The organism is Corynebacterium sp. HMSC05D03, assembly GCF_001807205.1.
GTDB classification, from domain to species: Bacteria; Actinomycetota; Actinomycetes; order Mycobacteriales; family Mycobacteriaceae; genus Corynebacterium; species Corynebacterium aurimucosum.
Genome location: NZ_KV788177.1, coordinates 215265 through 228698, shown reverse-complemented (window position 1 = coordinate 228698; position 13434 = coordinate 215265). Strand labels below are relative to the sequence as shown.

10 protein-coding genes are annotated in these 13434 nt (G+C 62.6%); 3 read left to right on the top strand and 7 right to left on the bottom strand.

Going from position 1 to position 13434, the window contains the following annotated elements; all coding sequences use genetic code 11:
* Positions 1-130: 130 nt before the first annotated feature.
* Entirely contained in the window at positions 131-745 is a 615-nt protein-coding gene (locus HMPREF3147_RS07320) for an MBL fold metallo-hydrolase (protein WP_070446436.1), read from the bottom strand.
* Between the two features lie 44 nt (positions 746-789).
* Positions 790-2088: a MocR-like pyridoxine biosynthesis transcription factor PdxR gene (locus HMPREF3147_RS07315; RefSeq protein ID WP_070446434.1), complete on the bottom strand. Its 1299-nt coding sequence runs from the start codon at positions 2086-2088 to the stop codon at positions 790-792.
* Between the two features lie 81 nt (positions 2089-2169).
* Between HMPREF3147_RS07315 and pdxS the strand changes: the two genes are divergently transcribed.
* The 3 genes from pdxS (at position 2170) to ppc (ending at position 6852) form a co-directional block, all read left to right on the top strand.
* Entirely contained in the window at positions 2170-3072 is a 903-nt protein-coding gene (gene pdxS / locus HMPREF3147_RS07310; RefSeq protein ID WP_049157099.1) for a pyridoxal 5'-phosphate synthase lyase subunit PdxS, read from the top strand.
* Positions 3073-3167: 95 nt separating this feature from the next.
* Positions 3168-3977 (top strand): type 1 glutamine amidotransferase family protein, encoded by an 810-nt coding sequence (locus tag HMPREF3147_RS13140; protein ID WP_371325743.1) that lies wholly within the window; start codon positions 3168-3170, stop codon positions 3975-3977.
* Positions 3978-4101: 124 nt separating this feature from the next.
* A complete protein-coding gene (ppc, locus tag HMPREF3147_RS07300; RefSeq protein ID WP_070446432.1) occupies positions 4102-6852 on the top strand; it encodes a phosphoenolpyruvate carboxylase in 2751 nt (916 codons plus the stop codon).
* Positions 6853-7154: 302 nt separating this feature from the next.
* On the opposite strand, the gene HMPREF3147_RS07295 is transcribed toward ppc, so the two are convergent.
* The 5 genes from HMPREF3147_RS07295 to HMPREF3147_RS07280 form a co-directional block, all read right to left on the bottom strand.
* Positions 7155-8183 carry an HNH endonuclease signature motif containing protein gene (locus HMPREF3147_RS07295; protein ID WP_070446430.1) on the bottom strand — a complete coding sequence of 343 codons (1029 nt, stop codon included), beginning with the start codon at positions 8181-8183 and terminating at the stop codon, positions 7155-7157.
* Positions 8184-8265: 82 nt separating this feature from the next.
* On the bottom strand, positions 8266-10308 hold the full coding sequence (locus HMPREF3147_RS07290) for a M3 family metallopeptidase (RefSeq protein ID WP_070446428.1): 2043 nt from the start codon (positions 10306-10308) through the stop codon (positions 8266-8268).
* Positions 10309-10360: 52 nt separating this feature from the next.
* Entirely contained in the window at positions 10361-10654 is a 294-nt protein-coding gene (locus tag HMPREF3147_RS13015) for a PepSY domain-containing protein (RefSeq protein WP_246815745.1), read from the bottom strand.
* Positions 10655-10669: 15 nt separating this feature from the next.
* Entirely contained in the window at positions 10670-11596 is a 927-nt protein-coding gene (locus HMPREF3147_RS07285) for a PepSY-associated TM helix domain-containing protein (protein WP_246815744.1), read from the bottom strand.
* 313 nt (positions 11597-11909) lie between these two features.
* Positions 11910-13434 (bottom strand): RNA-binding domain-containing protein (locus HMPREF3147_RS07280; RefSeq protein WP_210384576.1); only part of this gene is annotated, 1525 nt, incomplete at its 5' end.

Genomic DNA, 13434 nt, shown 5'->3' with positions numbered 1-13434 from the left:
AGGCTAGACCAAGCGGTTCAGTGCTGTTAGTGGCTTTCTGGAAACCGCAGGCAAGCCCGAGAATAAAAATAGACCGAGCGGTTGGTTTGGGGGCCTGTGTGTGCTGTAGATCTCCATGCAGTGCGAAGGCTCAAGGCCGCTGTTGGATCTCGATGCTTTCCCCAACGAGCAGGCGCTGGTAGCCGGTTACGCCGGCGCGTTGGAGCATGCCGTCGGTGATCTGCTTGCCGGCGTCGGACAGCACGGCGTCATGGATGGGTACTGTCACGCGCGCACCGATGCGCATGGCGTAATCCGCGGCATCCGCCCCGCGCACCCACGGCCCGGCGATGGGGAGCAGGAGGACGTCTACCGTGCGTCCTTCCGAGGTAACCCACTGGTCGCCTGGGTGCAGCACTCCATTGAAGAAATAGCCCAGGTTCTCCGGACGTGGGATGTTGGGGTGGATTTCCTCGTGGAGCCCGCCCACCGCGCGGATTCTCAGGCCCAGGACTTCGAACTCCTCGCCTGTCTGGACTGCGGTCCCGGAACCGATGGCGTCTACGGCTTCCTGCGTCCCCCACACCGGTAGGCCGCTCGCGCGCACGGCGTCGACGTCGAGGTGGTCGCCATGTGCGTGAGTGAGCAGCACCGCGCCGGCATTATCCAGGCAACTGAGGTCTGAAAGAGGACCGGGATCGATGATGATGCGGCCCTGGGGCGCTTCGACGGCCACGGCGGATTGTCCATGTAACGAAATCTTCATGCCGCCAACGCTAGCGTGGCGCAGAGTGGCTGCGCCACGGATTATTACGCTAGGGCCTGCTTAACCAGCTCCAGCGCGGCGGCGAGCTCAACATCGCTCAAATGCCCGAAGCCCAAGACTACGCCTTCCTCGGCGGCCACGCCGCCCCAGTAATCGCTGAGCGGGGTGAGCGTCAGCCCTAGGGAAGCCGCGCGGTCGACCACAGCGTTGTCGCATAGCAACACCGCATGGAGTCCGCCGTGGATGGGCAGAAGGGTAGCGGGAGCGTCTTCCAGCGCGGCTTGGACGAGGTCGCGGCGGCGCTTGTAGGCGCGGCGCATCCGGCCGGTATGCCGCCGCAGCGCACCGCTGGCCAGATAGTTCGCCAGCGCCGCCTGGGGAATTGCGCCGACGGGCTGGCCGAAGACCTCCCGCACGCGATCCACCGCCGAGCGTAAGCTCGGTGGCACGACCAGATAGCCGCAGGCAATCGACGGCGAAATCACCGAAGAAAACGTTCCCAGCAAGACGGTGTGCTCTGGGGCGAGCGCGGCCAGGGCAGGAAGAGGTTGGCCGACGTAGCGCAGCTCGGAATCGAAGTCATCCTCGATGATGAGCACGTCGTTGCTGCGTGCCCATTCGACGAGCTCCGCGCGCCGGGCCGCCGGCAGGGAACCGCCATAAGGGTGCTGGTGGGAGGGGGTGACGATGAGAACGTCGAGGTCAACGGTGGGGACGGTGACGCCGTGGGCGTCGGTGGGGACGTCGACAAGCGTGTGGCCCAACGCTTGGGGAACGCGGCGCAGGCTGGGGTACCCGGGGGACTCCACGCCCACGCGCAACTGGCTGCCCAGCGCGCGCAGCAGCACCGACAGCCCGTCGCGGGCGCCGGCGGTGATGACGACGTAGGCCGGGTCGACGGTGAGCCCGCGCATGTGGCGCAGGTGCGCGGCCGCTTCGCGGGGGAGATCGCCGGAAGGATCCACCGCGGCCTTACGCCACGCCGCCCTCCATTCGGGGGTGATGATTCCTTCGGTATCGGGCAAACCCGGCGTCAACTCTACGCGCGGTGGGGTAGGGGAAGGCCGCGGTGCCGGGGCGGGCTGTGGGGTGCGTCCGTGGGGTAGGTGAGGGTTGATGATGGTGCCCGAGCCCACCGACGCAGTGAGGTAGCCCTCGGCGGTGAGCTGTTCGTAGGCGGTAACCACGCTGCCTCGGGAAATGCCCAAATCGCGCGCCAGCGAACGGGTTGACGGAACCTGCTCTCCGGGCAGCAGAATGCCCGCCGCGACTTGGGTGCGGAGGGCTTCGGCAATCTGCACCGGCAGAGCGCGCGTATCAGATGGATCGAGGCGGAAAGACACGACCCCATCATAAGTGGTCTAATTCAACACTCTAAAAATGGCTCTTGTCTTGGACCAATTTCCTGGTCCACTATGTGAGCCATGACTGAACAGAAGATTGAACAGGGACGCGCCACGACGCGCGTCAAGCGTGGACTGGCTGACATGCTCAAGGGCGGCGTCATCATGGATGTCGTGACCCCGGAGCAGGCTCGAATTGCTGAAGATGCGGGTGCGTCCGCCGTCATGGCGCTCGAGCGCGTACCGGCCGATATCCGCGCTCAGGGCGGCGTGGCTCGCATGTCTGACCCGGACCTCATCGAGGGCATCGTCAACGCCGTGGATATCCCGGTGATGGCGAAGGCCCGCATCGGCCACTTCGTCGAGGCACAGATTCTGGGTGAGCTGGGCGTCGATTTCATCGACGAGTCCGAGGTGCTCAGCCCGGCCGACTACGTTAACCACATCAACAAGTGGGATTTCGACGTTCCTTTCGTGTGCGGCGCGACGAACCTGGGCGAGGCCCTGCGCCGCATCACCGAAGGTGCGGCCATGATTCGCTCCAAGGGCGAGGCTGGCACTGGCGACGTCTCCGAGGCCGTCAAGCACCTGCGCACCATCAAGGGTGAAATCGCGCGCCTTCAGAACCTGGATCGCGACGAGCTCTACGTCGCAGCCAAGGAACTGCAGGCACCGTATGACCTTGTTGCTGAGGTTGCGGAGACCGGCAAGCTGCCGGTCGTGCTGTTTGTCGCTGGTGGTGTGGCCACGCCTGCCGACGCCGCGCTCGTCCGCCAGATGGGCGCCGAAGGCGTCTTCGTCGGCTCCGGCATCTTCAAGTCTGGTGAGCCTGCGAAGCGCGCGGAAGCCATCGTTAAGGCTGCCACCCTCTATGATCAGCCAGCCGAGCTGGCCAAGATTAGCCGCGGCCTGGGCGAAGCCATGGTGGGCATCAACGTCAACGACATCCCCGCCCCGCACCGCCTGGCCGAGCGCGGCTGGTAAACGCGGTGCGCGCGATGAACATAGAGCGCGCAACGGGCACGATGGCGGCAGACATGGCACACCCGCTCGTCGGAGTGCTTGCGCTGCAAGGCGGAGTGGAAGAGCACATCGCTGTGCTGGTGAGCCTCGGCGCTAAAACACGCCGGGTGCGCTTGCCGCAGGATCTCGACGGGCTGGACGGAATCATTCTGCCGGGCGGAGAGTCGAGCACCATCGATAAGCTGGCGCGCTCCTTCGGCGTCGCGGAGCCGTTGCGCCGAGCCGTCGAGGGCGGGCTGCCGGTTCTTGCCACCTGCGCGGGGCTTATCTACAGCGCTCGCGACCTGGAGAACCCCGCGCCGGGCCAGCAGACGCTGGGGCTTATCGACGTCACCGTGCGCCGCAACGCCTTCGGGAACCAACGCTTCTCCGAGGAGCGCGTCGTTCCCGTCGCGATGCAAAGTCAGCGACCCGATGTAGAGGCCTCCGAGGCCGGGACGCGGCGCACCGAGTCCCGAGACGCCGCGGCGCATGACGACACCGAGGCTCCTGACACAGGGGCCCGAAGCATCACGCTAGACATCGAGGCGAGCTTCATCCGCGCGCCCATCGTTACCCGCGTGGGTGAAGGCGTCGAGGTCATCGCCACGGTGCCTGCCCCTGCGCGTGGTACTGCGGCTGGTGGCGCGGCAAGGGCTAGTGGCGCGGCAAGCAGCAGTGAAGTTCTCAGTGCGGGTGCGAGCGCTAAATCTGGTGTGGCGTGCGCAGATAGTGCCGGGCATGACGGGGAGCTAACTCGTCTTACTGCGGGACACGAAGTGATCGTCGGTGTGCGGCAGGGGCACGTCACAGCGCTGAGCTTCCATCCGGAAGAAAACGGCGACTCGCGCCTCCACGCCGCGTGGCTCGCGTCCTTTGCCTATTAACTCTTTCTGTCCGCACCCCTTTCTGCCCGCGAGCTCTTTCGGCAAATACCTATCACTCGATAGTGCTCTGGGCTACATTGAGATGTGCCAGCCGAACACATCACTCCCAGAAAGGCTCCTCGCCGTGAGCACACCTGCCCCAGAACAAGTCCGCGAAGACATCCGCTTCCTCGGCCGGGTGCTCGGCCGAGTTATCGCGCAGCAGGAGGGCGAGGACGTCTTTGAGCTCGTCGAATCCACCCGCCGCATGGCCTTCGACATCGCCCACGGCGATGCCAAGCCGGAAGATCTCGTCGCTATTTTCCGCGACCTCGACATCACCAAAGTCAACCTCGTGGCGCGAGCGTTCAGCTATTTCGCGCTCATCGCGAACCTAGCGGAGGACTTGGATGACGAGTCCGTCGAGGCGCCGGTTTCCCTGCGCAAGACATTCGCCAAGCTCAAAGAAGAAGGTGTTGCGCCCGCCGACGCCGCCTCCGTCATCCGCGGTGCGCACGTTGCCCCCGTTCTCACCGCGCACCCCACCGAAACTCGCCGCCGTACCGTCTTCGATACCCAGACCCGCATCAAGAACCTCCTCAAGGAAGCACACCGCGGCGGCGACATGGCGGCGATTGAGAAGGAAATGTACCTGCGCATGACGCTACTGTGGCAGACCGCGCTGATTCGCATCGCCCGTCCCACCCTTGAGGACGAGATTGACGTCGGCCTGCGCTATTACAAGCTTTCGTTGCTCGACCAGGTCCCCGCCCTCAACCGCGCTATCCGTCACGCCATGCGTGAGACCTTTGGCCAGCAGCTTCCCGATTCCCCCGTCGTCCGCCCTGGCTCTTGGATTGGCGGCGACCATGACGGCAACCCCTTTGTCAATGAGCACACCCTGACCTATGCCACCCGCAAAGCCGCGGCGACGGTGCTCCAGTACTACGCCGACGAGCTCGGCGAGCTGGAGCGCGAACTCTCTCTATCAGACCGCTATTCCTCCAGCTCCAAGGAGCTGGGCGCGCTTGCCGACGCCGCCCACAACGACGAAAAATCTCGCGTCGACGAGCCCTATCGCCGGGCCATCTTCGGCATCCGGAAGAAGGTGCTGGCGAGGTTGGAAGGGGAGGCGTCGCCAAGCGCCTATGCGTCTCCGGAGGAGCTCAAGCGGGACCTGGATGTGATCGACCGCTCGCTGCGCCAGTTCAACGATGACATCATCGCCGATGACCGCCTTGCCCGATTGCGCTCGGCGGTGACCACGTTTGGATTCCACCTCTCGACGCTGGATATGCGCCAGAATTCGGAATCCTTTGAGAACGTCCTCACCGAGATTTTCGCCGCAGCCAGCATTACCTCGGACTATCGCGGGCTGGGGGAGGAGGAGAAGGTCGCGCTGCTGGTGCGGGAGTTGCAGACAAATCGTCCGCTGCTCTTCCCGGGCACTGAAAAGGAATTCACCGAGGATACAGCCAAGGAGCTGGGGATTTTCCGTGCGGCGGCCCGCGCTGTGCGGGACTTTGGACCGAAGTCGGTGTCGCACTGCATTATCTCTATGACGGGAACGGTCTCCGATATTTTGGAGCCGATGGTGCTGCTCAAGGAGGTGGGGCTGAACCAGGTAGATGTGGTGCCGCTGTTTGAGACCATCGAGGATTTGAAAGCGGGTGCTGGCATTCTGGAGAAGCTATGGCAGGTGCCCGTGTACCGCGAGCATCTGCGCTCGCGCGGGGATGTGCAAGAGGTTATGTTGGGGTATTCGGATTCCAACAAGGACGGCGGGTATCTGCAGGCGAATTGGGCGCTGTACGACGCCGAATTGGCCCTAGTTGAGCTGTGTGAGCGCCACGGCGTGGAGCTGCGTTTGGCGCATGGCCGTGGTGGTGCGGTGGGCCGCGGCGGTGGCCCGACGTATGATGCGATTTTGGCGCAGCCGAAAGGTGCGGTGTCGGGTTCGGTGCGTATTACTGAGCAGGGCGAGGTGATTTCTGCGAAGTATGGAGCTCCGGAGACCGCGCGCCGTCATTTGGAGGCTTTCGTTTCCGGTGCGTTGGAGGCATCGTTGTTGGATACCGAGCCGATTGCGGATCCCGAGCGGGCCTACGACATCATGCGGGAGCTGGCGGACTTGAGCGGTACGGCGTACTGCCAGCTGGTTGATGACCCCGGGTTTATCGCCTACTTCACCCAGTCCACTCCGCTGCACGAAATCGGCGAGCTTAACCTGGGCTCGCGCCCGACCTCGCGTAAGCAGACCACCGCGATTACGGATTTGCGAGCGATTCCCTGGGTGCTGTCGTGGTCACAGTCCCGCACCAACATTCCGGGCTGGTTCGGCGTGGGCAGTGCGGTGACAGCGTGGGTACAGCAATCCTCCGGTGGTGAATGTGGAGTAGGACTGGCCAGCGTAGAAGAAGTAAATGCCACTGCGGATGGAGCAGAAACCGGAAAGGCCGGAGTAAAAAGCGGCGATGGAGAAGTGGAGAAGCGCTGGGAGGAGCTGCGTGAGCTGTACCGTACGTGGCCTTTCTTCCGCTCCGTGTTCGCCAACATGGCGCAGGTCATGGCCAAGGCGGAGATGCAGCTGGCACGCCTGTATGCCAACTTGGTTGATGACAAAGAAACTGCGGACCGTATCTTCAGCCTGATTTCCGAGGAGTTTGAGCGCACCCGCGAGGTCTACCTCAAGGTCACCGGCAACGCGGAGTTGGTCAGTGAGAACCAGCGCCAGGCGCGGTCGCTCAAGCGGCGCTACCCGTACCTGCTTCCGCTCAACGCCATCCAGTTGGAGCTGCTGCGTCGCTACCGCCGCGGCGACGATCAGTTCCTGGTGTCCAAGACCATCCAGGTCACGATGAATGGTCTCGCCACAGCGCTGCGCAACGCCGGCTAAGCCGGCACGCCCGCCAAACCGACCGCCCAGCCAACCGGTACGGCCAACCGGCACGGCCAACCGGCACGGCCAACCGGCACGGCCAAAATTCCTGCGGGACAGGCTTGAGCGCATGATCAGTTCCATGAATTAAGCCGGCACGCCGAATGCCCCGCGAGGAGGCGGTTTCCTGCGGGGTACGACCAAACAGTGCTGGAAGAATGCCCTGGCGCTGGTAGCGGCGTTGCTTGCACTGCTACCTGCACTGGCGGGACGGGGCACACCGGTGCCTTAGCGGGCATTGGGGGTAGTTGAAGGGGGGGCTAATTGAAGGCGCTGGTGAAGACCGGTGCGGCGTCGTATGGCGGGATCCATGCCACCCGCCCGCCGATACGGTCCGTGTGGCCGCGTGAGGGCGGGGCATCGGGGTCATCGTCGTTGACTCCGTTGTGGTACGGACACAGTGGCACCAGGTTGAGGATGTTGGTGGGCCCGCCGCGGGCCCAGGCTTTGATGTGGTGGATTTGGCATTTCTCAAAAGGAACCTTGCAGCCCTCCCATGCACAGCACGGATTCTCCGCAGCCAAGGCGAGGCGCTGCTTCGTGGTGGCGAAGCGCTGGAAGCGGAAGACATCGAGCGGGCCGTGCTCGCGGCTGACAGCCACGATGATCCCCTTGTCCAGCAGAGCGCGCTCTACTAGCTGCGAACCGGTCATCGTCGCGCCACTTGTTGTGCGGACGATGAACTCTTCGCCATCCTTGTCGGTATTGCCCTTGAGCAGTTCTGCGTAGTCATCGAGCTGCAGGACCGCCATGGTGGCAACCTCAGTTTTGACGCCACCGCCCTCCAGATTCTCCAAGAAGCTCTCGCCGGGGCGTTCCTGGTCGATGCCTTCGAAGACGCCGGTCAGCTGCAGCGAGTCCGCGGTGACCGTGAGCGTGGCCAGGCCGTTGCCATGCTGGGTGAGCTTGGCGCGCTCGGCATACGTGCGGGGCTTGCGCATCATCCGCAACCGCTTGCGCGCTACCTTTTCCACCAACTCAGCGCTGGTCTGGCACAGCTCCACCCGCAAATCCCACGCTTTGTTGTGGTCCCGGACTTTGGCCACGAAGTGCTCGATAAGCTGCAAGGTCACCAGCCCGTGCCCGCGCCGGCGGGCGGCTGCAACCGCCGTGCGCTGCTTCTTCGTCGAGGAGGTATGCCCGAAGTAGGTGTGGTGAAGAGAGAGGAACACGGTGGCGTCGGCAGGCGTGGCGCCAAGGGACACCAAGTCAGATTCAGACAGGCCCGCGCACTCGGCCACCAGGTCAATGGCGCGGCCGAGTGCGGCGAAGTATGTCTGCAATCTCATACTCCGCAGCCTAAAAGCACCCCATCCTGCCGCCAAGCCCCGGACTAGCCATCCGACGAAATCTGTGGATAACTAGTCGGCACTAGGCGCCGGCAAGGCCGCGGCGCTTGAGCAGCGGGGCGACGTCCTTGTCGCGGCCGCGGAACTCGCGGTAAGCCTCCGTGAAGTCGCGGGATGCGCCCTTCGACAGGATGACATCGCGGAACTTTTGGCCGGCCTCGCGAAGGTCGGTTTGCTCCTTGAACCACTCGAAACCATCGGCATCGAGGGCCTCGGCCCAGAGATAGGAGTAGTAGCCCGCGGAGTAGCCACCGGCGAAGATGTGGTTGAAGTAGGTCGAGCGATAGCGCGGCGCAATGAGCTCGTTGTCTAGCCCGGCCGCGCGCAGGGCCTCGGCCTCGAACTCGGCGACGGCCTCCGGTGTAGCTTCCAACTCGGCGGCCTCCGACGCGCTCAGGGAATGCCACGCGAGGTCGATGATCGACGCCCCCAGATACTCCGAGGTGGCGAATCCCTGGCCGAACTCGGAGGCGGCGGAGATGGCGTCGAGAAGCTCGTCCGGAATAGGTTCGCCCGTCTCCACGTGGCGGGCGTACTCCTTGACCAAGTTCTTATCCAGTGCCCAGTTCTCGTTGATCTGCGAGGGGAATTCCACCCAATCACGCGGTACGTTGGTGCCGGCGAAGGTGGGGTAGCGGACGTCGGAAAGCAGGCCGTGCAGGGCGTGACCGAATTCGTGGAAGACAGTGCGGACCCCATCCATGCTCAGCAGCGGTTGGGAGCCGTCGGCGGGCTTGGTGATGCCCATGACGTTGACGATGACCGGCTTGCGCTCCAGCAGTCGGGACTGCCCCACGAACTCGCTCATCCATGCGCCGCCGCGCTTGGTGGGGCGCCCGAAGTAGTCGGTGAGGAGAAGACCGATCCCGTGTGAGTTCTTTTCCCCGTGCGGGACGGAACCGTCCCGCACCTCCCACACGCGAACCCCCTCCGCGTAGCCCTCGAGGTCATCGCGCGGGATAACGGTGATGTCGTAGAGACGTTCGGCGGCGGCAAAGACGCCCTTCTCTAGGACCTGGTCCAGCGGGAAGTACTTGCGCAGCTCTTCCTCGTCGAGGGAGAAGTCGCGGGCGCGGACCTTGGATTCCCAGTAGGGCCAGTCGGCGGCGGTGAATCCCTGGCTGTTGAGCTCAGCCTCTTCAGCGAGGAGCTTCTGCTCGCCTTCGGCATTGGCCGCGGCGGCGGGGGCGAGGTCGAAGAGCATGGTGCGGGCGGCGTCGGCAGTCGCGGCGGTTTCCTCGGCGATCACGTAGTCGGCATGAGAGGCAAAGCCCAGCAGCTCGGCCCTCTCGGCCCGTAGCTGGACGGCTTCGATGAGTCCCGGGATGTTGTTTTCGGATCCCCTGCTTGCCGACGCCCCATACAACCTCTCCCTCGCATCCTCCCGCGCCAGGCGGCTTAGCTCCGATTGTACGGTTGGCAGCTCCAGCGGGATGGCATAGCCCTCGCGGCCAAGCGCCTCAGCGTCGGCTTTGGCGGAAGCGATGCGCTCGGCGGGCAGGCCTTCGAGTTCCTCCTCGGTGAAGGAGACCGCGCGCTCGCGGGTAGATGCCATGAGGTTGCGGCCAAATTCCTCCGACAGTGCAGAAAGGCGCTGGTTGATCTCAGACAGGCGGGCCTTGCCAGTCGCATCGAGATCGGCACCCTTGCGGGCAAAGGTGCGCAGGAGGTGGTCGTGGAGGCGCTGGCCTTCTGCGTCGTCGGCAGGCGGCGTCGCCTCCTTGATGCGCGCGTAGAGCACCTCGTTCTGGTACATCGCGTCATAGTGCGCGGACAGTCGCGGGTAGATGTCGGCGGCGATCTCCTCCATCTCCTCGGTGACATCCGTACCGGAGAGGTTGCCGAAGACGGCCATGACGCGGTCGAGGTCCTGGCCGGATCGCTCGAGCGCCTCCACGGTGTTTTCCCACGTAGGCGCGGCGGGGTTGTCGGTGATGGAGGCGATCTCGGCGTCGTGAAGCGCGAGTGCTTCGTCGAAAGCGGGGCGGTAGTGCTCTACCTTGATCTCCGCAAACGGCGGGAGCTGATAGGGCAGCGTAGAGGGGGTCAGTAGTGGGTTAGTCATAAGAAACTACCGTACCTAATAAGCCCGTTCCTATGTGATGGCTTTCACTAAACTATCCCACCGGGATTGGTGTGCGTTCCCTGCGTGGAGTGGTGGCACGGTACACCAGGACGATGTCGAGAACCAGGAACGCCGCCAAGGTGATTCCTAAGAGCGGCAGGAAGACGCCCACGGTGGCCGCGAAAAGCGCGCCCAGTCCTGTGGTGGCCCAGGAGAAGTGGGCAGTCGGGAGGAAGCGTGGGCGACGTTTCCACCACATGTAGTACCCCAGCACCACGAGAGCGGCGGTGGCGAGACCCAGCGTGAGTAGCGCAATCTGCAATGGCAGCCCGAACATGATGCCCATGTGCAGGTAGATGCCTCAGCTGCTGAGCTTGCTAAACAGCGGCAGGCTGGAGAAAGGCTGGCGGTCGATGACGTCGCCGGTGGCGCCATCTACCGAAATTGCATCGGAGGTGGTGCGCCATTCCACCCAGCGTTCGCTGACCTGCCAGGCGGAGTGGACGTCCTCCGGCGGGTAGAGGCGCAGCGGTCCGGTCAGCCCTTCGGCGCGGCCGGTGGCGAGGACGCGCTCGGCCTCGGCAGCTATGTTCGTGCTTGACGATGCCCCTCCAACCCCATGCCCTTCATGACCTTCATGCATGGTGTGCTCATGCGTTTCAGCGGTGGTGCCGGGGAGGGCAGTCTCGATGGGGGTGGCCTTCCACTGCATGCGCTCCACTAGGGAATCAACGTTGTCGCCGGCCAGTCCCGACCACGTGATACCGGTGGCAGAGAGACCAAGCAGACCGATGAAGATCCAGGCACCGACGGTGGAATGCAGGCGGGTGGCCTTCCAGCGGGCAGAGCGCTTGGGCTGCTGGTGTGCGGCGTTCGCGGTTGCCTTGTTCTTTGGACGGCGGCGAATCCACCACATATAAAGACCCCCGCAGGCCATGACCCACAGCCAAGAGGCAGCCAGCTCCGAGTAGAGCTCACCGATCTTGCCCAAGTGGAAGCTTTCGTGCAGGGAGGAAATCCAGCGGCGTAGCGGCATCTCGCCCAGGCCGGAGTAGGTGGGGTAGTCCCCGATGACCTCGTGCTGTGCGGCCTGGATTTGTTCTTCCAAGCTCACGGGGTGCTCGACCGCCGGAACGGACATGACGTCGTGGTACACCACCTTCTCCAGGGTGGGTGCCATGGCATAGAGGCAGCCAGTCAAGGCCGCAACGAGAATGAAGGGGCCGACGAACATACCGCCATAAAAGTGAATGCGCTGAATGAAAGATCGCAGAGCCGTCCGACTCATAGGTAGTGCTCTTTTCAGTGTCTTTGGTGAAGGCCCCTGCTGAACGTTCGCGGGGCGCTCAGCAAAGGGCGATGGACAGGCGCTGATATCAACTGCACTAGTAGTCTGAGACGATGGTTTCTCGGTTCCCAAGTAGTGAAAAACTTTTTAACTAACTAGGGTTCTCGGTGTTCAAAGGATAAAAGCCCCGCGAGATAAGGCGCGAGAAGCAAGAAACAGTCAAGAAAAAGTCTTCGCAGCTCAACGGGTATAAATTGCGTCGCGGAGTGCTGTTTAAGACCTGTTTGCGATTGATGAAGCAAGAAGGTGATCTCTATTCGCTCCAGAACGGAACATAGCGCAACGAACGCGGACCGGCGTTGGGATCATAGGCATGGATGAGTCCTTCCTCGACGGTGGCAGCAAGCAGGCGTGTGGCTTGAGCGGCTTGTGAGTTCTTCAGCCCGAAGCGCTGACGGATTGAGGAATTGTTAACGGGGAGGTTCTCAAGGAAGCGAAGGCAAGCGTGTTGATAAACGGCTTGGGTCTTTTCTTCCATCGTCATCAGCGCAAAGGGGCGGTAGGCGCTGAGGGAGACGGTGGTACTTCCGTTGGCGCGAATGAGAGCAGGCGGGAAGTGTTCGGCTTCGAGGGAAGAGACGATTTTGTCCCAGCCACTTCCGCGTTGTTCGACAAAATGCGCCAGACGTAAAGCTTCACCGAGATGGGTATTGCGTGTGGTGGACGCCGAGTCAATGAACCGTTGGGGGTCGATAAGCGGGGTCCCTGGGTTGGTTACTTCGACCCGATCGCTGAAAATCTCCACGGTCAAGAATCTGCCACGTTGCTCGAGATCCTGGTGCATGAGTGCATTTGCTAGTACCTCGCGGAAGGCTACCGTTGGCAACAACGGAGTCAATACGCGCTTACCGCTGGAATCAATATGTTCGCCACCTGGACGAATGGTGTTGAAAAGCGTGACTATGTGGGTGAAGGAAGACGCATAGCCTTCGGTGAATTCCCATTCTCGTTCCACCTCCGTGCGTGAAGGGCCGTTGAAGTATAGGACGCGGGGAGCGCGCCCGCGCAGCTCCGGAAAGTCCTGAAGAGAGCGCGCATACATGAGTGCGGACCACGCCGGAATATGCCAGCCTTGCTCGTGTGAGTAGGAGATGGCTTTGGCGCTCCTTAATGTGTCGATAAGGGCAGCGCCTGTCGTATGCGGGAGTTCCGGCCGATTAAGGAAGAAAGCCTCAGGATCAAGGAGGTCGGTAATCGATTCGGGCTCAAGGTTCTCTGCGACTACAGTGTTTTCAAATTCGAACTGATTGAGCTTCTGCCAGAGCTGACGTTCTTCATTGGGAAAATCCATGAGGTTCTTTACATAGCTGCCCTTGCGGAAATACCGTTTCCCTTCGAAGGAATACGGGGCGGACAATGCGGCGGGGATGCGCAGAAGCACAACGAGGCGCCCATCAACCGTGATCTCGTCGAAGGTTAGTTCAGGAGCTGGACTAATGACGCGGTTGAGCCAGGGGAGTAGGTCTTCGTTGCCTTTCCCCTTTGCGCGTTGCCAGTCAAACGACGTCCCAACGACAGCGTGGTCATCGTTTACTCCCCATATGAGGTATCCTGCTGGTTCATCGTGCAGACGCGCCGAGTTGCCTAAAGCGCAGGCATACTTTGCGATCTCCGCGCCAGAGGACAGCTTGTTTACCTTGAACTCGAGCCACGGTAGCTCAGCCGGAAGCGCCGTAAACCGTTTCACGCGGGCTACAAGTTGTTCCTCAGGCGCAGAGTTGATGGGAGTCATGAGTAAAAGTATGCGCGAGAAGCAAGAAACAGTCAAGAAAAAGTCT

What these genes read in the sequence shown, in the direction of transcription:
- HMPREF3147_RS07320 (WP_070446436.1), bottom strand. Translation starts at nt 745, where the DNA reads ATGAAGATTTCGTTACATGGACAATCCGCCGTGGCCGTCGAAGCGCCC.
- pdxS (WP_049157099.1), top strand. Translation starts at nt 2,170, where the DNA reads ATGACTGAACAGAAGATTGAACAGGGACGCGCCACGACGCGCGTCAAG.
- HMPREF3147_RS07295 (WP_070446430.1), bottom strand. Translation starts at nt 8,183, where the DNA reads ATGAGATTGCAGACATACTTCGCCGCACTCGGCCGCGCCATTGACCTG.
- HMPREF3147_RS07290 (WP_070446428.1), bottom strand. Translation starts at nt 10,308, where the DNA reads ATGACTAACCCACTACTGACCCCCTCTACGCTGCCCTATCAGCTCCCG.
- HMPREF3147_RS13015 (WP_246815745.1), bottom strand. Translation starts at nt 10,654, where the DNA reads ATGGGCATCATGTTCGGGCTGCCATTGCAGATTGCGCTACTCACGCTG.
- HMPREF3147_RS07285 (WP_246815744.1), bottom strand. Translation starts at nt 11,596, where the DNA reads ATGAGTCGGACGGCTCTGCGATCTTTCATTCAGCGCATTCACTTTTAT.